The organism is Streptococcus sp. OH4692_COT-348, assembly GCF_003859975.1.
GTDB lineage: Bacteria > Bacillota > Bacilli > Lactobacillales > Streptococcaceae > Streptococcus.
In genome coordinates, this window is the sequence record NZ_RQZB01000001.1 from 49796 (window position 1) to 72583 (window position 22788).

Sequence of the window (22788 nt, forward strand, 5' to 3'; positions counted from 1 at the left end):
TTTTACACAATTTTTCACAAAAAAGCTAGTTAAAATCGACAAGTTCTGACAGTCAGGAAGTAAAGTCCTCTCATCCTGATTAGGAACTTCTATAATTTATTACTTTTTATTTGCAAAAATAGAGGTTCTAAAATCATTTGTTTGGTCTAGGTAGGCTTTAAAGACTGCTCTCTTAAGTTTATGAACTGCACTGTCAGTTTCTGGGTTATAGTCACTCCAACGAGGACCTGTAGCATCCTGTAAAACAGCTTGGTCCATGAGTTCTTGCAACTCTTTTACTCTTTGAATGGTTTTCGTGGCATTGCTCATCCACGATTGCGTCGGATCTTTAAAAGTAACTTTAGTCAAACGATCAAACTGAGCAACGCGCTCTTGATACATAGCTTTTTTAAAGGCTGCCCAAGATGAATACTGGCCACCAAATAGTTTTTCTAAAACAAGCTTATCTGTCACTAATCCTTGCTTTTTACCGTAGAGGTTAATTGTCTGACCATTTTGTTTAGCAATTTCTTCATATTGGTTGGAAATATATGGGACCATACCATCTTTAAATCCTTTAGCAGCTAAGAGTTCATAAGCTATCCTACGCCCCATAAGATCTCCAGGAGTTCCTTTCTCACTGCTCAATGCTGAAAAGATTGGTGCAAAGAGTTTAATCGTAAAGTAGCCATTTCTCTCATAAGTGCCAGCCTGATACTCACGAGCCGAAAGAATGTTATTGTCAATCAAACTATCAAAGCTGGTCAATTTTTTAGATTCATCTTCAGTCAAATTTTTCACAACATTAGTAGCATAAACATCATTGCCATCAGCAGGATCTGTTAGATAGTGATTCTCGATTTTTCTGAGAGCTTCCATTTTCTGGGAAACATTCAGTTTCTTAACGATCGATTGCCCTTCAAGATATTCCAACAGATAGATGAGGTCAAACATATTATGAGCGTATTTCTGGAGATCAGATGCATCTTTGAATCGTTCCGTCGGATCTAAGACTTGTAGACGGGATCCTTCCATGCTATCTGATTTTGAATGTTTCAAGATTGAGTTAATGGTAATGGTTGCATCATTTGGATGATCTGGCGCTTGTAATAAGCCTTTAGCAAAGAATTCAGGACCAAGACCACTTCTTCTACCATAGCCACCAAGATAGATATCCTGATCTGAATCATGGGTCATCTCATGGGTATACGTAATAGCGCCATCCTTATCCAACATACGGTAAGACATATAATAGACACCATCTCCTGTTGCGTATGCACCGTGATGATTATGAACCACCTTGTTACCAACTGGTCCAAAGAAATGTTGCATTGCAGGATTTGAATTCTCAAAGTCTGCGATTGTTGAAGCCTTTCCTTCAGTATGATCATCACCAAACTTATAGGCATCATAAAGCAGGATCGTACGATAGAGTTTTTCACGTCCCTGATTATCTAAAATACGATACCAATAATCGTAGTGATCTCGCTGACGCTTGGCTGTTTCACGCGCATTATCTTCAACAAACTTATTGAGTTCATCTCCAGCTTTATAGTCACTGTTGCGGTAGCGATCGTAAGCGCCAAATCCTAGGCTAGACAAGGTTGAGATGACAAATACAGATCTTTCTGGCAAAGTAAGGAGAGGCAAGACCATATTGCGGTATTTCCAAGTACTACTAGTAATTCGGTCATAAACACCGATAGAGTACTTAGTTCCTGCTTGCTCTTGCTTGGTTTTGACCTCTGCAATAGTGGATTTTTCTTCGACAATGAAAGCTTTGGTCTGTTTTTTAAACCAGTCATTGTTGCTAGTGTTTGGTAAAAAGACTTTTCGGTAATTTTCTAGCGTGCTAAACAAATCTGTCGTTCCATGATGGCTGGCAAGACTGATACCATAAGTATCAACGTTGTTCTTAGCAAGCAGATTATTAAATCCTGATTTCCCTAACTCAATCAAAGTATCTAACGGAGATGCATTTCCTTTGCCAAAGAAATCAAGGTGATACAAGACCAAGTCTTTAATATTAACCTGACCATAGCTAAAGTTATACCAACGCTCTAAGTAGCTCATACCAAGAAGCAAGGCTTCCTTGTTGCGCTTGATTTTATCTACGATGTAACCTGTCATTACTTGATTGTTTTCCACTAGACCAGCATCCGCTGACAAGAGTTTTCTCAGACTTTCTTCTAGATGTTCCTTCGTTTTAGTAAACTGTTCTTCTAAATAGAGCTCGGTTTGCTTCACTTTTGGTGAAATACCAAGTGTGTTTCTAATAGCGTCTGAATGATAATTTACCTTCTTCAATTCTAGTAAGACTTGCTGGATAATCGTTTCTTGATTATACAAGAATTGGTTTGGCGTATAGAGAAGCCCCGTATCTCCTAGACTATATTCTGCTAACTTAGCAAAATCAGTCTGGTACTTGAGCTGGAATGTTTCAGAGGAATGATCCTGATAATGGAGCAAGAGTTTGTTTGCAGTATATTTGTTGGAAACAATATCTGTGATGACTTGGTCATCCTTCATCATGACTGCTGACAAGAGTTCTTTTTGATATAAAAGACTGTTCTCGTTAACTAGGTTTCCGTATTTGACGATGGTTGCCTTGTTGTAGAAAGGTAGCAATTTTTCAATATTTTTATAAGCCAAGGCGCGCTGAGCTTGATAATGCTTCACCTTAGAAAAATCACTTTCTTTACTACCACTTGTTGAAAGAGGCTCCACTGTTGGAGGGGTGAGAGGATTGATTTCTGCTTTTTTATTAGTCACTTCAGAAGCATCTAAAATTGTTCCTCTTTCTACAAATGATTCCTTGCTGACGACTTCTTCCCTGACCAAGGTGACATTGTAGACTCTATTAGCTTTGTTGCTGAATGTATTAGCCACCTTCATTTCATTATAGTGGTAACCGGTAATAGCATTCCCGTTGGTTACATTGACATCACTTAGTACATTGGTCAATCTTCCTGCATGCTGTTCCTCATTCGTCTTTCGATCCCACAAATATCCAGCCACACCCGCAACTCTACCAAAGTGCTTGACATTGTTGATATCACCTTCAGCATAGCTATCCTGTATATGCGCATCTTGGTCTACTAGACCTGCTAGCCCACCAACAGTCTGATCTGAACTATTGGTGTTGGAGGAAATGGCTACTGTCGCTTTTGACTTAGTCAGTGAAGCTCTGCCTCCTGTCAAATGACCAACCAAACCACCAATATTGTATGCCGCAGTCGTTTCGTAAGTATTAACAATTCTTCCCTTAAAACTGCTCTCTGTGATGCTTGATTGGTCTGCCTTAGCCAACAAACCACCGATACCACGTTCCCCAGCCAGAACACCATCGACATGAACTTGCTTAATCTTTGTGTTATCCGTAGCTTCATTGGTCAGTGAACCGATATCATCTTTACCTGAAATAGAGACATTTTTTAGGCTCAACTTTTCTACTGTGGCCCCTCTCAAGCTTTCAAAAAGAGGCTTTTTCAAGTTGTAAATAGCATACCGCTTACCATCTTTTTCACCAATCAACTGACCAGTAAAGGTGCCCTTGATGTAAGATCTATCATCAGGTCCCAACTCCACTTCGTTGGCATTCAAGCTAGCCGCTAAATGATAGGTTCCAGAGAGATTCTTGTTGATAGCTTTAACCAGGTTGCTAAAGGAAGTGAAGGTTGTTGTTTCTTCTGTGGCCTTTTTTGCGAGATAGAAGGTGAAATTATCGACATATTTATTTTCTAGCTCTTGCTGGAGTTTCTCAGCTTTGGCTATGATTTTATAAACTGATTGTCCATTTTTTATTTCTGCAGTTATTGAAGCGACAGGTAGATAGACATCTTTGAATGACGACGATTTGATCTTAACAAAGTAAGTGTCTGGATTACTTGGAACACTGTCTAAAGAAACATGTTGTTTGTAAGTACCATTGGTCTGACTATATAACTCCAGATCAGAAACATTTCTTAATTCGAGTGTTTTTTCTGGATCTTTTTCTTTTGGTTTTTCAGCCGGATTTTCTGGTTTTTCTTGCTCAATATTACCAGTATATTCTGGAAGAGGGGCAATTTGTTCGGGTTCAACAATCGCTCCGGATTGGGTACCTGTATAAGATGGTTTCGATGGTACCTGTTCTGGTTCGACTATTGCTCCAGATTGAATGCCAGTATATTCTGGTTTTTCATTTGTCTCAGGGGTTACAACAGCTCCCGATTGCTCACCTTTATATTCTGGCAAGGAAGGCTGAGTCTCCGGTTCGACGATGGCACCAGCTTGAGTTCCCTTGTACTCTTGTTGTGGAGCTACTTGCTCTGGTTCAATAACCGCTCCGGATTGGGGACCTGTATAGGATGGTTGCGATGGTGTCTGTTCTGGTTCGACTATTGCTCCAGATTGGATGCCTGTATATTCTGGTTTTTCGACCGTCTCAGGGGCTACAACAGCTCCCGATTGCTCACCTTTATATTCTTGTTTGTCGGCTGTCTCAGGGGCTACAATCGCTCCCGCTTGAGTTCCTGTATACTCTGGTGTTGGTAGCACCTGTTCAGGATCTACGATTGCTCCAGACTGCTCGCCTGTATAGGTTGGTTTGTCAGTCGTTTCTGGTTCCACCAAAGCCCCTGACTGGACACCCCCAACCTCTGGATCAACTTTTTCCGGTTCGACGATAGCACCAGCTTGGGTTCCCTGATACTCAGGTGATGGAGCGACTTGCTCGGGTTCAACGACTGCTCCTGCTTGGGTGCCTGTATAGGCTAGTTTTTCAGCTGTCTCTGGGGCTACAACAGCTCCTGATTGCTCATCTTTATATTCTGGTAAGGAAGCACGGGTCTCTGGTTCAACAATCGCACCTGATTGAGTTCCCTTGTACTCTGGTTGTGGAGCTACTTGTTCTGGTTCAACAATCGCTCCGGATTGGGTGCCTGTATAAGATGGTTTCGATGGTATCTGTTCTGGTTCGACGATGGCACCAGATTGAGTTCCCTTGTACTCTGGTTGTGGAGTTACTTGCTCTGGTTCAACAATCGCTCCGGACTGGGCACCTCCAACCTCTGGTTCCTGCTTTTCAGGTTCAACAATGGCACCAGATTGAATTCCCTTGTACTCTGGTTGTGGAATTACTTGCTCAGGTTCGACAATAGCACCTGATTGAGTTCCTCTATATTCTGGATTTTCAGCTGTCTCAGGGGCTACAATAGCTCCCGATTGCTCACCTTTATATTCTGGTAAGGAAGCATGGGTCTCAGGCTCACCTTTTCTTGCAGACTGGGGTATTTCACTCGGTACAACTGCCTTCTTAGTCCCTTTTTCTACTATACGTGGTAAGGCTTCGTCTACCTTAGTCAAGAGAACCTCTCGGGAAATTTCTTGGTTTTCAACAGTGAAAATGCGAACAAGTTCAATCTTCTTCCCAGCACGACCTTCTTGTTTGACACGAATGGTTCCCTCTGTTAGATCTGGATTTTCTTGAACCACTTCTGAAAAGTCTAGTTTGGTTACAATCTCTTGGTCTTTGTATAGGAGCTCTGGTTTGTTCACTCGACCAATCAAGACTTCATCCTGAGGAACCACACTAGCAATACCAGACGGTTTTGGATTGGATGAATCTTGAGAAGGGATTGGCTTCTCAGCAGGGCTTGTTGGAGACTGAGCTTTCTGCCCATCTCCTGACTTTTGTCCATCATTCTTGGTCTGAAAATGAGGTTGAACCGTATCCTCTAGTTTCTGATCCCTAGTAGCAGTTTCTTGCTGATTAATCTCTTTGTCTTGCTTAATATAGCCTAGGTAGGTATAACCTGATAAGGCGCGTGGCAAAGGCAGACTATCTCCTTGGGATAATTGGTATTCCTGATTATATTGTAGCAAAAGCTGATTTTCAATAGCCTGAACCGAAGAGACCAAACCGCTCCCCAGGCCTGTTATCAAAACAACCTTCAACAGCGCTTGTTTCTTGCCTTTATTTCTCGAAACAGCAAAAATAAGGAGTCCAATCGAAGCGAGAGCTCCACCAGTGAAAACGGTAACCAGATTACTGTGCTCACCAGTATTAGGCAACTGACCTAGTTGGGCTTTCTCATCCATACGGTAGACTAGATAATAGGTACTCTCACTATCTTCAGCCACTTTAGGAATATCCTTTACAATCAAGTCCTTCTCTTGCTTACTTAACTCTGTATCTGTCACATATTTGTAGTGAATAGATACATTTTCTTGAGCAAATACAGTCCCACTACTAGCAATGGAGACAAAAAATAAGCTCGAAATTGAAGCAGACACAAGACCAATCGCCAACTTTCGTAAGGAAAAACGATGCTGCTTCTCCCCAAAAAATTTTTTCATTCTATATCCTCTCTATTATTTTATCCATTTCAAAATAGAAGAAGCATTTTGCTTCCTCACTATGATAAACTTACAAGAAACAAAAATACTTCTATATATATTTTGATATATTTAATCTACAACCATCATTATACTATAAATTCTCTAACTTGTCCCAAAATAGTACCAGCATTCTTCAATTCATTTGAACCATTTTTCTTCTCATTTATAAATATGCAAAAACCACAAGGAAATCCTTGTGGTTACACAACTTATTTCTCTTCAAATCCTTCTGCGACTGCTTCCGCAAAATTTTCTTCTACAATGCTTGCACAGTGGTCACAAATGACTGCGTGGTAGCTACGTTCTGCTGTTGTTGGGTCGATACGACGGCAACGGTCACATACTTCACCTGCAGCGCGTTCAACAGTGAAGGCTACATCTTCGAAGCTAACAGCAGCTTCTGGAGCTGATCCTTCTGCGATGGTCAAGTCTGACACGATTAAAAGTTGAGCTACATTGCTGTTTACTGCTTCGAGTAAAGTTTTCACAACTTCATTTGGATAAACTGTCAAGTGTGCTTCAAGTGATTTACCGATAACTTTGGCATTACGAGCCTCTTCCAAGGCTTTTTGAGCTTGTCCACGGAAGTCCATGAAGGCAGCCCATGTATCCAAGACTTCTTCTTGATTAGCAAAAGTTTCTGCTTCTGGCAATTCTGACAATTGAACGAAGTCTTCTGCTTCAAACTCAAGATATGACCAGATTTCCTCTGCTGTGTGAGGAAGGATTGGTGTCAAGAGTTTGGTGATTTTCACAAGAATGTCATAGAAGACAGTTTGCATTTGACGGCGTTCCAATGATTTGGCACCTTCAATGTAAACAACATCTTTAGCAAAATCAAGGTAGAAGGCTGACAAATCAACGTTGATAAAGTTCACCAAGGCCTTGTAGATTGTCAAGAATTCAAAGTTTGCGTAAGCGTCACGAATGGTCTTGACAAGCTGGTTGAAGCGAATAGTCATGTACTTATCAACTGAACAAAGCTCATCGTAAGCTACTGTATCTTGAGCTGGGTTAAAGTCAGATGTATTGGCGATCAAGAAACGAAGGGTGTTACGAATCTTACGGTAAGTTTCAGAGACTTGGCTCAAGATATCCATAGAGATACGCACGTCGTTACTTGAGTCAACACTTGTTACCCAAAGACGCAAGATTTCTGCACCAAATTGTTTTTCAACATCGCTTGGAGCAATGGTATTTCCAAGAGATTTAGACATCTTCTCACCTTTACCGTCAAGGGCAAAACCTTGTGACAAGATTTGCTTGTAAGGTGCTACACCATGGTTGGCAACAGATGTGATGAGTGATGAGTTGAACCAACCACGGTATTGGTCAGAACCTTCTAGGTAAAGGTCTGCTGGGTAAGTCAACTCTGGACGATTTACCACAACTCCATTCCATGATGAACCTGAGTCAAACCAAACGTCCATGATATCTGTTTCTTTTTTGAACTCGCCATTTGGTGAACCTGAATGAGTAAATCCTTCTGGCAAGAGGTCCTTAGCATCACGTTCCCACCAAATACTTGAACCATGTTCCTCAAAGAGTTGAGCCACGTGTTCAATAGTTTCAGCAGTCATGATTGCTGTACCATCCTCAGCATAGAAGATAGGAAGTGGAACACCCCAAGCACGTTGACGAGAGATAACCCAGTCGCCACGGTCACGGATCATATTGTAAAGACGGACTTTACCCCATTCTGAGTGGAATTTCACTTTTTCAATTTCGTCCAAGATTTCTTGGCGGAATTTAGAAACTGAGGCAAACCATTGTGGTACTGCACGCCAGATGATTGGTTTCTTCGTACGCCAGTCAAATGGGTATGAGTGAGAGATTTCTTCTTGGGCAAGAAGGAGGTTACCAAGTTTTTCAATAACAGTTGGAACTACCTTTTCATAGAATTGACCTTCAAACTCAGGACCAGCATTCTTCATCATGATACCACGTTCGTCAACAGTCACTGCGACTTCAAGACCATTAGCAATACCAACATTGTAGTCGTCCTCACCGAAACCTGGGGCTGTATGGACAATACCTGTACCAGAGTCAGTCGTAACGTGGTCACCAAGGATAACCAATTCATCTACAGCTGTATCCCATGGATGTTCTGTTACGATATGGTTCAATTCTTGACCACGGTAAGTTGCTAAAACTTGAACATCAGCCCAGCCAAATTTCTCAGACAAGCTAGTCAACAATTCTGCAGCAACCACAAACTTACGAGCTTCACCAGCAGGTTGAACCAAAACGTAATCAATATCTGCACCGACAGTCAAACCACGAGAAGCTGTGATAGTAAATGGAGTAGTTGTCCAGACAACGATGTAAGTATTTGTATCTAGAACATCTTTACCATCTTTTACCTTATTGGCATAGTAAAGGGAAGTTGAAACCAAATCATGGTATTCAATCTCTGCTTCAGCAAGGGCAGACTCAGATGACCAAGACCAGTAAACTGGTTTGGCACCACGGTAGATATAACCTTTATTAGCCATCTCACCAAATACACGGATTTGGGCTGCTTCATAGTCAGGAGTCAACGTCACATATGGATTTTCCCAATCACCAGAAACACCCAAACGCTTAAAGTCTTCACGTTGTTTATCTACTTGAGAAAGAGCGTATTCACGGCAAAGTTTCAAGTACTCAACCAAGTCCATTTCTTTACGTTTGACACCTTGTTTTGCCAAAACTTGCTCGATTGGCAGACCATGAGTGTCCCAACCAGGGATAAATGGTGCGTAAAAACCTGACATGGATTTTGAACGAACAATGATATCTTTTGAAATCTTGTTCATAGCATGTCCAACGTGGATATTTCCGTTCGCGTATGGAGGGCCATCATGCAAGGTGAAATGAGGTTTTCCTTGGTTCAATTCTTGACGACGTTGGTAAAGTTTTGCATCTTCCCATTCCTTTTGCCAAACTGGCTCTTTGGTAGGAAGTCCTGCACGCATTGGGAAAGCTGTTTTCCCAAGGTTAAGGGTATCTTTGAGTTTCATGGTATCTCCTTTATAAATAATAACAAATTAAAAACCACGACTGCCAAAAAGGACGAAAATCGTGGTACCACCTTTATTCGGAAAAAGATCTAGTCTTTCTCCCTCTTTTCCCGTAACGTGGGGAACGTCAAATCTTACTAGCTTCAGACTTGAGTTTTTGAGAGGATAATCTTATCAATAGGGATTACAGGACTCACACCATCTCCTGCTCGCTGGAAATATAAGGATAAGATATTGTTCTCACATATCACTATTCATTATAAGATAAGGACAGATTCTTTATTTGTATCTTCCTCATTCGATGAAGGACCTTCGACTTCAACTGGCTCTAAATGTTCTTCCACATAATGATGTTGTTGAGCTTCAAATTCAGCTAATTCTCTATTACCAGCCTCAATTCGAGCTTGTAACTCAGCCATTTCTTCAGGTGTAAATTGACGAGTCATATCGATTGGTTCTTCTTCTGGCTGTGAATATACTGACTCACCAAGAACTTCACCAACAACTTCTTTAAATGCTTCATCACTTGTCTGAAGATAAGTTGCTGTTGGGCGAAGAATATCTTCCCAATCTGATGATTCAACAATTGCTAACTGGCTCTCAATTGTAGATTTGAGACGTTGGTGGAAGACACGGCTCTTGTTCTTCAATTCTTCAGTCTCAACAGCAACTTTTTTAGCATTATCAGTAGCTTGACGCAAAATCTCATTAGCCTTATATTTTGCTTCTTCAAGCAAACGCTGTGAATCTTGTTCTGCCTGTTGGATAATATTATTTGAACGATCTTTAGCAGCTTGTTTTACACGCTCTGCCGTATCTTGAGCAATCAATACTGATTGACTCAAAGAATCTTTCATCTCATCAAAGTAAGACAAACGTTCTTCCAAACTCTTGATATGCAACTCTTTATCATGATTGCTTCGAACTAAATCTTCATAATCACGAACAACAATTTCAAGAAATTCTTCAACTTCTTCTGGATCAAAACCTCTAAATCTTGTACCAAAGGTTTTATCTTTAATTTCTAATGATGTAATTGGCATATTATTCCTCACTTACTTAATAATAATTGAATGCTTAATTTTATCTTATCCTTCTTAGTCTGACCATTGTCTCTAACAACTTTCAGACGTCCAAACTTTCTCACACTAATCAAATCTCCAACTGAAATCTGGTAGTCACTTTTTTCAACCAGATGATAGTTTACTTGGACAGATTTTTTATCTATCAGTTGACAAGCTTGATTTCTAGATAATTTCAAGGCACTTGATAAGAGGGCATCCAATCGAAAACTCGAAACTAAAATTTCTTGTTCTCTATAGTCAATTTTAGATATAATCCTATCGGTAAAAGGACGTTCCTCCAGCGATACAGGAAGTTTGCCAATCTTTTTTATCCCGTCTATAAAGAGGGGAATGAAATGACGATTAACAAAAATCTGTGCTCTCTTTTCATCTACCAAGATATCACCAAATAATTTACGGTCAATTCCTAACTGATTGATGATTGTTCCTAATATTTTACCATGACTTAGTTTCTCAAACTTACTCGGATAATCAATTTCCAATAAGGCTATCTCAAAATCTGCTAGTTCTGGTTTAAAGTAGTCTGGATACAGAATAAGACGAATGGACTCTGTTTGAAGTATGTCACCACTACTTTGACACCCTAACCCATGAGTTCTAGCTAAAACCTTTAGTATCTGTTCCTGATGAGGATTGATAAATGGGGTGAGAATAGGAGCATAAGTGTCCTCCACCCTCTTAATCCATTCCAATCCTTTATCAATAAACGGAATATCAGCATGCGAAAAATGTTGATAGATTTCCTGATCTACTTTCATAGAAACAACAAGATCCGAATTAGAAAACTTCCAATAAATTGGATTAGAATAATGGCTACCCAGACAGTAAAATCGAGACCACCAAATTGTAAATTCAGTTTACGAAGAGGTTCTATAACTGGACGAACAAGGCTGATGATGAGACGACCTAACGAACTATCATAGGCGTTTGGAAACCATGAAAGAAGAGCAAATGCTATTAGAATGAATGAGTAAATTCTCACTCCATTTTGGATTAAGTGGATTAAAAAAATCATTATCTTGCTCTATTTCGTTTAATATCAAAACCAAACTCAGCACTTTGTGAATCATCAGAAAGTTTGATGTCTTCAATATTCACAACGACATTGACAGGAGTCAATAGATACATTGTGCTAGCAACTTTCTTCATATTACCTGCTAAAACATGACGAGCACCATCTAAGTAATCTAGACAACGTCGAGCTTGAACTTCTGTCATGTATTGGAAATCAATCAAAATACTTTCATTTCCAGCTAGTAAATCAACAATTTCAGTTGCATCCTCATATTTTCTAGGATAGCGAACATCAATTGTCACCTTCTCTTCTGTACGTTGACTCTGCATAGCTAACTCCTGCTGACGTGCATGTAAACGAGTAATATTAGTGTCTTTCACTGGTGTTGACTGAGTAGGGGTTGGTATTTCTTTTGAAGCTGAAATTGATGGGCTAGCCATCTCTTTTTGTTGAGGTTGATAACTAGTCGTTTCTTCTCCATCTTCTGTAAAATAATCTATAAATCTATCAAATCTATCTTTTAAAGACATAGCTCTCTCCTATTTAAAAAATGCTGTACCAATTCGAACAAAAGTAGAGCCAAACTGAATCGCTTCTTTAAAATCACGACTCATTCCCATACTCATCTCTGTCATCGGCATATTAGAGATTTGTTTTTCTCTAATTTCTGCTTGCAAAGTCTGTGTTTCCTTGAAAATCCGTTTCAACTCATCACTATCTGCATCAAAAGGAGCCATGGTCATTAAACCAACATACTCAATCTGATCTAACTCAGCCAAAGTAGGCAAAAGTTCTAGTAATTCATCTTTTGAAAATCCGTGCTTACTCTCTTCTCCAGATATATTAACTTGCAAGAAACACTTAACAACATGATCTGTTCTTTTTTGAATTTCCTGAGCTAATTTTAAAGAATCTAAAGCATGAAAGTAATCCACAAAAGGGATTACTTCTTTCACTTTCCGTCTCTGCAGTGTCCCTATTAAATGCCAAGTGACTGGGAAATCTTTTAAAGCATGATATTTTTCTAAAAATTTATCAACTCTATTTTCACCGATATGTTGGACGCCAAGCGGAAGCAATGCCGCCGCTGTTTGGACATCTACATATTTTGTCACTGCAATAACTGAAACAGAATCTAGATTACGGTCGGCTTCTTGACTCACATCAGCAATTTGCTGAAAAATCAATTCAGTATTTTTTTCTAAATTCATTGATTAACGATTTTTGAAGAATGGAGGAGTTTCTAACTCATCCTCATCTTGTGAAACTGGAACTTCAAAACGTTCAACTGGTGAAACGATTGAGTCAGTCTGACGGACAATTGACTCCCTACGTAAATCCCAGTTACCAAATGCAGAAGTTTGGTTTGTTTCAAAACGACGAGAACTAGTTTTTGGCAACTCAGCTGTCTCTTCCATGTCAAAATGACGTTCAACATGTTGAACATGTGAAGATTCACGATGTACAGGTTTATTAGAAGTTTTCACTCCAACTACTTTTTCAACATTTTCTTGACGAACACCAGTCGCTACAACTGTAACACGGATTTCATCTTTCATATTTTCATCGATTGATGTTCCGAGCCAGATGTTCACTCCTTGACCAGCCGCTTGATTAACAATTTCTGATGCTTCTTCAGCCTCAATCAAGGTTAAATCAAGACCACCAGTAACGTTGACGATGACATCCTCAGCACCGTCAATAGTTGTTTCAAGAAGTGGTGAGTAGATTGCCTTACGAGCTGCTTCTACCACACGTTCTTCACCACTACCGATACCGATACCCATTAGGGCGTTCCCTTTATTTGCCATAACTGTTTTCACATCGGCAAAGTCAAGGTTAATCAAACCAGGATTTGTAATCAAGTCAGTAATCCCTTGAACACCTTGGCGAAGTACGTTATCTGCTTCGCTAAGAGCTTCAAGAAGCGGAGTTTTCTTATCAACAATTTCAAGCAAGTTGTTGTTTGAAATAATCAATAGAGTATCTACATGCTCACGAAGTTGATTGATTCCTTCTACAGCATACTGACCGCGTTTGCTTCCTTCAAAACCGAAAGGACGTGTCACAACACCAACTGTAAGCGCACCTAAATCTTTAGCAATGCGGGCAATAACAGGAGCTGCACCAGTACCAGAGCCACCTCCCATACCTGCAGTAATGAAGACCATATCTGCTCCAGTAATAGCTTGAGTCAAGGCTTCTTCGCTTTCTTCAGCTGCCTTCTGACCAACTTCAGGTCGACCGCCAGCACCCAAACCACGAGTCAATTTAGGGCCTAACTGAATTACAGTCTCAGCTTTTGTACTACTTAAAGCTTGTACATCTGTGTTTGCTGCGATAAATTCTACGCCTGCAACACCTTCGTCAACCATGCGGTTAATGGCGTTACCACCACCTCCACCAACACCGATTACTTTAATAACTGCACCTTGAGCAGCCGCTGTATCAAATGAAAATGTCATAGTTTATTTTTCCTCTTTTATTCATCAAACATACTTCCAATTAAACCACGGAAGCGATCTGCAATTTTTGGTTTATTTTGAGAAGATACTTTATCTTCTTTCGGAGCAACTACGTTCGTAGAAGCTGATTGCTCTACCTCAGTATTTTGAACTGGCTGAATAGGGGTCGGTTGTGCTACCTGCGTAACACGTTGAATCATCCCACCAAAATTAATAGGTTGGTGACGCAAAGTATCTTCACCCTTGACTGCTCGTTGCGCTAACAAATTCACTTCAGTCAATTGACCAGCAAATTCAGACAAGCTAATCACATGAGCAAAGGCAGGGTTACGAATTCCAACTTGATTTGGAACGTAAAGTTTGACACCAACGCCAAATACCTCCTGCGCAAGTTCTACAATACCTGGTAAAATAGCATTTCCACCAATCAGAACAATCCCACCAGGAAGATCCAACAAATGTCTTCTTTCCAACTCTTGTTTAATCTGTTCAAAAATGTGTTTAATGCGAGCTGAAATAATCTCTGCTAGGTAGCTTTCTGTAACTTCTACAGGCTCTACTTCACCAATCACTTCAACTTGGAAGGTTTCATTGCTAGCAAGCGAAGGGTAGGCTTCACCATAGTTCAATTTCAATCCTTCAGCTAGTTTTTGTGAAGTCTTCAAGACTTTAGAGATATCTTTTGTGACATAATCTCCACCTTCTTGAAGAATATTTGTAAACTGGAGTTCTTGGTTACGGATTGTAGCAACAGTTGTTTGACCTGCTCCCATATCAATCACAGTAGCTCCAAATTCACGCTCTCCTTCGTTCAAGACTGAACGAACCAAAGCCAATGGTGAAATAATAATATTTTCAACTTGAACACCTGAGCGCTCAACTGTCTTACGTAAATTGTGAAGAATAGTACGTGGACCTGTGTAAAGCAAACCACGCATTTCAAGACGAACACCCATCATGCCACGCGGGTCACGAATACCTTGGAAACCATCTACGATAAATTCTTCTGGAATAAAAGTAATGACTTCACGATCTGGTGTCATACTCTTTGTCAAAGCTGATTTGACAACATTTTCGACATCTTGGTCTGTAATTTCTTTTGTATCAGATGTAACTGGAATCATTCCTTGAGTTGGTTCTACCTGCAAAAGATTTCCAGGCAAGCCAACATTCACTGATTTAATTGAAATGCCAGCTTTCTCTTCTGCTTGGGAAATAGCTGACTTGATAGCAGTTGCTGCTGCTTCAATATCAACGATAATCCCATCCTTTACACCTTTACTCTTGGCATTACTTACACCAATTACATTAAGTTCACCATTTCTAAGCTCGGCAACCAATACCTTAATCGAATTAGTTCCGATATCTAAGCCTGTAAAAAAACCATCTCTAGCCATTACATCGCATCCTCTCTCTTCCAAGTTTCAAACTTCTATTCAATATAGCTAAAATAGGGCATAGCTATTCACAGAATATTATAACACAAAAAATCCAATCGTGCTTAGTTTTTCCTAAATTTACTTACCATTTTTTCACATTCGCTCATCAGCTTTTTTTATTTTCCAAACAAGTTATAAAAAATCAGATTTATGAAAAAAAGAAAGCTCATTTCTAAGCTTTCTTTGCAATCATTTTTTCTGCTTCTTGTGCTAAAAATAGTTCCAAGATTTTCTTTGTCAACGTAATCGCCGCTGACAAGACTATGGAAACAATCAAATAATTGGCTACTAAGCCGTGATCTCCAACCAATGGTGGTTTTGTCAAGAATCCGTAATCTCCACCTGTCACCAAATTGACCACAAAAATTAAGGCATTTAGTGCAAAGGTCATGAGAAAAATTCCCTTCACATCCAGCAATCGCGCGTTATACTGTCTCAATAGATAAACTAGAGAGTTCCCCAAGAGAGCTAAGTGCCCAAAGATAAAAGATAAAATTGCAATATGTGGGAAAGGATAGGCATCTGGCACTGGATAAACAAAGGCTGCTAGTGTCCCAAATGTCCCCAACAATGCAAAATACTGCCTATATTTAGACTGACCAGGAAGCAAGAGCACCACAAACATAGCCATACGGCAATGGTAAAAAGGTAGGCTTTCTGACAGCGGCATATGATTGACCCCATACCAACCATAAAGTAGGATCAACTGAACAGCCTGCAAGATTTGGAAAAATCTTTGATAAACCTTCTTTTCACGATAGCGATAGGCTGTATAAAAGGTCAAGGCTAAGAGCGTAAATAGGCTAACATACCAAAAAAGGTCAAATTTAGGTGGTTCGGTTGCCTGAGTCGTAAAGAAAATATCCCATAAATTCATCTAGTCTTCCTCATGATTCAAAATTTTCCTGCATATTATTATACCATGCTATTTGTCAAAAATGGATTTAGAAATACGTAAATGTTTGACAAAATCACTTAGCTTCATTTTCTAAACTTTCTACCAACTTGGCCAAATTCATAGAGTTAGAGCCTTTGAGCAGGATTTGGTCATTAGCTCCAAGGCTTTCTTTAACCTGCTTAACTAGGTCCTCAAATTGGTCTTGGTCTTCTGTTTTCTTGAAGTAGTAAACGTGGCCGATTGGGAACATTTGACTGGCCAATTGGGCTAATTCAGCAATGTCTTCTCCATAGAAAATAAGGGTATCAAGCACATCTGGCGAAAGGCTCAAGATCATCTGATTATGAAGCTGAATAGACTGGTCGCCCAGTTCCTTCATATCCGCCAAAACTGCAATTTTCTTACCACCTTCATTGGCTGGAATGACAGAGAAAGTCTCTAAAATCAGTTTCATAGCAGTTGGATTGGCATTGTAAACATCTGACAAGATATCTGCTCCATTGGCTGCTTTCTTCCACTCGGTACGATTACGCGTCAATTCAAGATGTTGGAAGGCCTGATGAATTTGCTCCTCTGAAACTCCTTCTTGTAGGGCAACATAGGATGCAATCATAGCATTGGTGGCATTGTACTTACCAGTCACTGGCAAATCAAGGACTTGTCCCAAAAAATTAGCCTTAAAGGTCAGACTATCCTTACGCTCAACCAAGTCTGTGATTTCCAACTCTGCTCCTTGCCCAAAACGGACTACCTTTTTATCAGTTGGCAAATAGTCCTCTACAATAGTGTCAGCTGGCGCTAAAAGCAAGGAACCAGGTGCCATCCCGTCTGCAATTTGCATTTTCCCTTTAGCAATCTCAGAACGGTCTTTGAAAAAAGCCAAATGGGCTTCTCCAACCAAGGTCACGATGGCTGTTTTTGGACGAGCCAATTCAGACAAGAGATGAATATCTCCCAAGTGATCCTGCCCCATCTCCAAGACCAACTTTTCTGTTCCTTCAGGCATATGGAGAACTGTGTAAGGAAGACCAATCTCATTATTGTAGTTTCCTTGTGTTTTGTAGGTCTTGTAAGTTGTTGATAGCAAGTGCGCTAACATATCCTTAGTCGTTGTCTTGCCATTTGAACCTGTGACAGCAAAGACATCAACTGCCGTTTTTTCAAGATAGTAAGCTGCGAGGGTTTGAAAGGCAGTCAAGACATCATCTACTAGAATATAGGGATGATTTGCAACCTCTTTCTCAGACAGGGTTACAGCAGCGCCATTTTCAAAAGCTGTTTCTATAAAGTCATGACCATCACGCGCACCTTTTAGGGGCACAAACAAGTCCCCTGTAGTAATCAAACGACTGTCAAACTCAGCCTTCTCTAACTGGGTGTCCTCAAAGAGGCTGATATCATTTTTAGCTCCTACAACTTGAGCCACTTCATGGATTGTTAATTTCATTTCTACTCCTTTAAAAAGGGTCGAAGCTCGAGAACTCTAGTCACCTTGTAGTGATGGTTCTGGCTTCTACCCTCTCTTTCATTTTATAGCAAATGCGCTTCGCGCTTGTCAAAACTTTCCTTGGCAAGACCAACCAATCGTTCGATTAAGTCTGGATAGTTGATTCCCATATTGTCCCAAAGTAGTGGGTACATAGACCACTGGGTGAAACCTGGCATGGTATTAAGCTCGTTTAGGAAAATCTCTCCCTTGTCTGTATAGAAGAAATCGCAACGAGAAAGACCGAGGCCCCCAATGGCACGGAAGGCAGTTTCTGCATTTTGACGCATGACAGCTACCACATCATCACTAATTTTGGCTGGAATATCCATGGTAATCTTGTTATCAATATACTTGGCGTCATAGTCGTAGAAGGCAACATCCTTGACTACTTCTCCTGGTAGCGTACTCTTGACATCGTAGTTGCCCAAGAGACCAACCTCGATTTCACGGGCATTTACCCCTTGCTCTACCAAGACACGGCTATCATATTGGAAGGCAAGTTTCAAAGCTTGACGGAGTTCTTCTTGATTTTCAGATTTAGAAATACCGACACTTGAACCCATGTTTGATGGTTTTGTGAAAACTGGATAAGTCAATTTTTCTTCCACTTCAACAATTTTAGCAGTCACATCATCGCCTTCGACAATGGCCACATAAGGAACTTGAGCAATACCAACAGATTCTAAGACACGCTTGGTCGTGATTTTATCCATGGCAAGACTAGATGACAAGATGTTGCAACCAACGTAAGGCAGTTTCAAAACTTCCAAGAATCCTTGAACAGATCCATCTTCTCCCATCGGACCGTGAAGGACTGGAAAGACCACTGCTCCTTCTTCGTAGATGGCACTTGGTGCAACTTTCTTATCCCATTCAATGGTTTCATTGGTCATGAGACGGTCCTCTTGACCAGGAGTCTGGCTAAATTCCTGCGTTTTGATAAAGTCACCAGACTGGCTAATAAAGAAAGTCTTGACTGTGAAACAATCATAGTTGACCGCACGCATGACACTTTCAGCTGAAAGAACAGAGACTTCACGCTCTGCACTCCGTCCACCGTATAAAAGAATAATCGTTTGTTTCATATTGCTTGTCCTAATTCTAATAGAATACTCGTTCTTTAGTATATCATATTTGCTTCTTTTTTGAAACTTGAACCTGATACTGGTCTCCAATAAATCTAAAAAGAGACCGATAAAACAACTGTCGGTCTCCTTGATTTTTGTCTAAATGAATTGAGTGTGTTCATTTGTCTAGACTTACAACTCTGTTCGATTTTCAATGGCTCGTAAGAGTGTAACTTCATCTGCATACTCAATGTCCGCTCCGACAGCGAGACCTCGTGCTAGACGCGTAACCTTGATACCAGCCGGCTTGAGCAAACGTGAAAGATACATGGATGTCGCTTCCCCGTCTGCTGTAGCATTGGTCGCCACAATCACTTCTGAAACTTCACTATCCATCAGACGAGTCATAAGGCTCTTGAGATTGATATCATCCGGACTAATACCATTCATGGGAGAAATGAGTCCATGCAAGACATGATAGAGTCCATGGTATTCTTGGATATTCTCCATGGCTGCCACATCGCGACTATCTTCGAGAACTAAAATCGTTGTCTGGTCACGAGTCGGATCGGTACAGATAGAGCAAGGATCGTCATCAGTCAGGCGACCGCAGATGGAACAGTAGGTCAGCTCTCTCTTAGCAGAAAGGAGATTTTTAGCAAATTCATTGACATCGTCATCAGACATTCCAATAGTATAGAAGGCCAGACGGGTTGCCGTCTTAATCCCGATACCCGGTAACTTAGAATAACTGTCAATTAGCTTCGCAATAGGTGTTGGATAAAGCATATGTTCCTTTCTAATTCATTGGATGATGCTGGTTATAGAGGTTGATAATATCGCGCGCAATGGAAGGTCCGACACCATTTGTAAGGTTGGTGTTATGAGGGAAGACAACAGCTACAGCGATTTGAGGATTATCTGATGGTGCATAGGCCACAGCATTGGTGTTGTTGGCTTTTTGACCACCATTAACATAACTTTCGGCGGTACCTGTTTTTCCGCTGATTGATACGGCTGCGCCATTTGAAAAGGCACGACCAGTTGTCAAAGCACTACCACCATGTGAAACTTGATAAAATCCTTGTTGCAGAATAGACATATCTGACTCTGAGATATTAATCTTATTCATTTCTTTGCTAGTCGTCTCTTGAAGCAAATTGCCTAAGCCACCTTGCTCATTATTTTCATAAACCCCCTCCACAATGTGAGGAGCTAGACGAACTCCATTATTTGCAATGGTAGCGACATACTGAGCTAATTGCATCGGTGTGTAATTATCAAACTGGCCAAAAGCATTATTAATATAATTAGCCAAATCAAATTCTTTTGGTGTAAATCCTGTCGATTCATCTGGAAGATCAATTCCAGTCGAAGCTCCAAGTCCATATTCTCCAAAGGTCGAACGTAATTTACCCATAGCAGCCTCTAATTGCCCTGTTGCAACCGTCATATTTGGTTGATAGGTCTGGCCCATGATTCCAAGAGCGGTTTGAACCATGTAAGTATTAGATGAATACTCCAAGGCTTCCACAGCTGTAATAGGAAAAGACCCATATGCCAATGTATACCAAGAATTAATTGGAGCTGAACCTTGGAAAACAATAGGCTGATCTGTTAAGGTTTGGTTTCCTGATAAAACACCATTTTCCCAACCTGAGCTGATGGTAGCGGCCTTAACTACTGACCCTGGTACAAACACGTTGGTAACTGTCCCTAAGGAATCTGAACTCAATTTACCTGACTCAGTATCATGCTTGATCCCAGACATGGCAAGGACGGCTCCTGTTTTAGGATTAAGTGCTACTGCATACACTCCTTCAGAATATCTAGCTCCTCCGTTACCCAGCTCCGAATTAAAATAACTCTTAAGTAGATCATCAACCCCATTTTGGAAAGCTAGGTCAATCGTTAGTTTGATGTTGTTCCCTTTGCTTCCTTCCTCTACATTTTCAACACTTTCCATGTTGCCATGTTTATCAAGATGTACTTCTTTAACAGAACGTTTTCCCTGCAGTACTTCTTCGTACTGCTTTTCAAGATACGAAGTCCCCACTCGGTCATTCAGAGAGTAGCCTTTTTTCAAATAAGCATCCACTTCCTCTGCTGGAAGACCTGATTTTTCACTTGATACACTACCTACAATTGAAGACAAAGAAGTGTCTAGGACTTTTCTATCCCATGAAGTAGAAATGCTAATTCCTGGTAAATCCTTGGAAGCTGAAGCGACAAGAGCAACCTGTGTATCATCTAAAGAATCCGTTGCGATTGTTCCTGTAGCAAAATTTTCAACAGTATTTAGCTGACTAAATAAATAAATTTCTTTTTTCTGATCATCCGTATAGTTGAGCTGACTCACATCAACACTTTCCACCGCATTGTTGTAGAGAGTCGCTTCCGAAAGAAGATTTCCATCCGAATCCAAACGCTTATCACGTGGCAAAGCATCGACTATTTTTTTATAAATTTCTTGGTCAGCCAAGTAATAATCAGCAATCTGACGGTCTGTAAGATTAGGAGAGCTGACATTCACATAAGTAAGAAGTTTTTTTGCAGTCTCTTTGAGTTCAGCTGCCGTCATCTTGTTAGTCCTTGTAAAAGACACAACTTGCTTGATGGTATTTTCAACAAGAGGTTTCCCCGTTGCATCGTAGATTTGTCCTCGAGCCGAACTAGTTGTCACTCTCGTTTGACTTGCTGATGCTAATTTAGTTTCATAAAAGTCTTTATTTAATACCTGCATATAAAGAAGACGACCAATAATCGTCATGAAAAGCAAGATAACTATTCCAAATAGTAGATTAAGCCGAATCGGAATCGAATGACTATTAAATTTTCTCATACAACCATGTCTCATTTCTAGAAAAATTTCCATCTTCTATCCCATTTTCACTAAAAAATATAAAACTTGAAAGAAGATTATTACTCTTCATTGTATCATATTTTAAGGAGAAACTCTTAGAAAAATCGATACCTTTTTTGACTTTTAATTGAAAATGGCTTTTTATGTTTTTATCTATTCTTCTATGATATAATGATAATAATAGTTAGGGAATTGTCAACTTCTAAGCGGTTGACTCATGAAAAGGAGCACCATGAATAAGCCAGACATTGCATCCATTATCGATCTTCATTTTGAAGCACTAACAGATTTAGAGCAAGAAATCGCTCGTTATTTTTTGCAAGCTGAAACCATTCAAGATGACCTTTCCTCCCAACAGGTCACTCAAAAATTACATATCTCTCAAGCTGCACTGACCCGCTTTTCTAAAAAGTGTGGTTTTACAGGCTATCGAGAGTTTATTTTCCAATACCAGCACCAAGCAAAGAAACAGGAGACTCATTCTCACAATCATAGTCCTTTAACCAACCGAGTTCTTCGAAGCTATAGTCACATGCGGGAACAAACACAGGACTTGATTGACGAAGAACAACTAGAACGAATCGCCCAGTTAATCGAAGATGCTGATCGTATCTACTTCTTTGGAACAGGTAGTTCTGGACTTGTCGCCCGTGAAATGAAATTGCGCTTCATGCGTCTGGGTGTGGTCTGCGAGGCTTTAACCGACCAAGACGGTTTTGCCTGGACAACCAGCATTATGGATGAAAATTGTCTAGTACTTGGTTTCTCACTTTCTGGCTCAACTCCTTCTATTTTAGATAGTCTATTAGACGCGAAAGAGATGGGGGCAAAGACTGTACTCTTTACAAGTGTTCCCAATAAAGATAGTCAGGCCTATACGGAGACTGTTCTTGTAGCCAGTCACAGCCAGTCATCCTACATCCAACGAATATCCGCTCAACTTCCTATGCTCTTCTTTATTGATTTGATTTATGCCTACTTTTTGGAAATCAATCGTGAAAGCAAGGAGAAAATCTTTAATAGCTATTGGGAAAATAAAAAACTCAATGGCTATCGTAGACAAAAACGTGTAAGAAAATCCTAGTTTGGTCTAGCCAAACTAGGA

General features: G+C 40.2%; 15 protein-coding genes and 1 other annotated feature. Of the genes, 1 reads left to right on the forward strand and 14 read right to left on the reverse strand.

The genetic code is table 11. The features are described 5' to 3' along the window. Positions 1–99 precede the first annotated feature (99 nt). The 14 genes from EII37_RS00230 to pbp2b all read right to left on the reverse strand — a co-directional run bounded on the left by EII37_RS00230 (position 100) and on the right by pbp2b (position 21677). Positions 100–6318, reverse strand: coding sequence for a ZmpA/ZmpB/ZmpC family metallo-endopeptidase (locus EII37_RS00230; RefSeq protein WP_124787192.1), 6219 nt, complete (start codon positions 6316–6318; stop codon positions 100–102). A 251-nt stretch (positions 6319–6569) separates the two neighbouring features. Continuing rightward, the gene (gene ileS, locus EII37_RS00235) at positions 6570–9362 is read right to left on the reverse strand and encodes an isoleucine--tRNA ligase (protein ID WP_124787193.1); all 2793 of its coding nucleotides are present in this window, start codon (positions 9360–9362) and stop codon (positions 6570–6572) included. Positions 9363–9407: 45 nt separating this feature from the next. Then, positions 9408–9619, reverse strand: a binding site (T-box leader). Further along, entirely contained in the window at positions 9620–10405 is a 786-nt protein-coding gene (locus tag EII37_RS00240; protein WP_124787194.1) for a DivIVA domain-containing protein, read from the reverse strand. It lies immediately after the preceding feature. 8 nt (positions 10406–10413) lie between these two features. Beyond that, positions 10414–11205, reverse strand: coding sequence for an RNA-binding protein (locus EII37_RS00245; RefSeq protein WP_124787195.1), 792 nt, complete (start codon positions 11203–11205; stop codon positions 10414–10416). Beyond that, the gene (locus tag EII37_RS00250) at positions 11202–11462 is read right to left on the reverse strand and encodes a YggT family protein (RefSeq protein ID WP_124787196.1); all 261 of its coding nucleotides are present in this window, start codon (positions 11460–11462) and stop codon (positions 11202–11204) included. The genes EII37_RS00245 and EII37_RS00250 overlap by 4 nt, the downstream gene beginning before the upstream one ends. Then, entirely contained in the window at positions 11462–11992 is a 531-nt protein-coding gene (locus EII37_RS00255; protein ID WP_124787197.1) for a cell division protein SepF, read from the reverse strand. Before EII37_RS00255 ends, EII37_RS00250 begins: the two co-directional genes overlap by 1 nt. A 9-nt stretch (positions 11993–12001) precedes the next feature. Further along, the gene (locus EII37_RS00260) at positions 12002–12673 is read right to left on the reverse strand and encodes a YggS family pyridoxal phosphate-dependent enzyme (protein ID WP_124787198.1); all 672 of its coding nucleotides are present in this window, start codon (positions 12671–12673) and stop codon (positions 12002–12004) included. A gap of 3 nt (positions 12674–12676) precedes the next feature. Continuing rightward, a complete protein-coding gene (gene ftsZ, locus EII37_RS00265) occupies positions 12677–13927 on the reverse strand; it encodes a cell division protein FtsZ (protein WP_124787199.1) in 1251 nt (416 codons plus the stop codon). A 17-nt stretch (positions 13928–13944) separates the two neighbouring features. Further along, entirely contained in the window at positions 13945–15324 is a 1380-nt protein-coding gene (gene ftsA, locus EII37_RS00270; protein WP_045611159.1) for a cell division protein FtsA, read from the reverse strand. 214 nt (positions 15325–15538) lie between these two features. After that, positions 15539–16243: a TIGR02206 family membrane protein gene (locus EII37_RS00275; protein WP_124787200.1), complete on the reverse strand. Its 705-nt coding sequence runs from the start codon at positions 16241–16243 to the stop codon at positions 15539–15541. A gap of 94 nt (positions 16244–16337) precedes the next feature. Next, positions 16338–17711, reverse strand: coding sequence for a UDP-N-acetylmuramoyl-tripeptide--D-alanyl-D-alanine ligase (gene murF, locus EII37_RS00280; protein WP_124787201.1), 1374 nt, complete (start codon positions 17709–17711; stop codon positions 16338–16340). 83 nt (positions 17712–17794) lie between these two features. Further along, positions 17795–18838: a D-alanine--D-alanine ligase gene (locus EII37_RS00285; protein WP_124787202.1), complete on the reverse strand. Its 1044-nt coding sequence runs from the start codon at positions 18836–18838 to the stop codon at positions 17795–17797. 174 nt (positions 18839–19012) lie between these two features. Then, entirely contained in the window at positions 19013–19609 is a 597-nt protein-coding gene (recR, locus tag EII37_RS00290) for a recombination mediator RecR (RefSeq protein WP_000966754.1), read from the reverse strand. Positions 19610–19619: 10 nt separating this feature from the next. Then, positions 19620–21677, reverse strand: a complete 2058-nt coding sequence (pbp2b, locus tag EII37_RS00295; protein WP_124787267.1) for a penicillin-binding protein PBP2B — start codon at positions 21675–21677, stop codon at positions 19620–19622. A gap of 238 nt (positions 21678–21915) precedes the next feature. Between pbp2b and EII37_RS00300 the strand changes: the two genes are divergently transcribed. Further along, complete coding sequence (locus tag EII37_RS00300) at positions 21916–22767, forward strand: MurR/RpiR family transcriptional regulator (protein WP_124787203.1); 852 nt, start codon at positions 21916–21918, stop codon at positions 22765–22767. Positions 22768–22788: the final 21 nt, after the last annotated feature.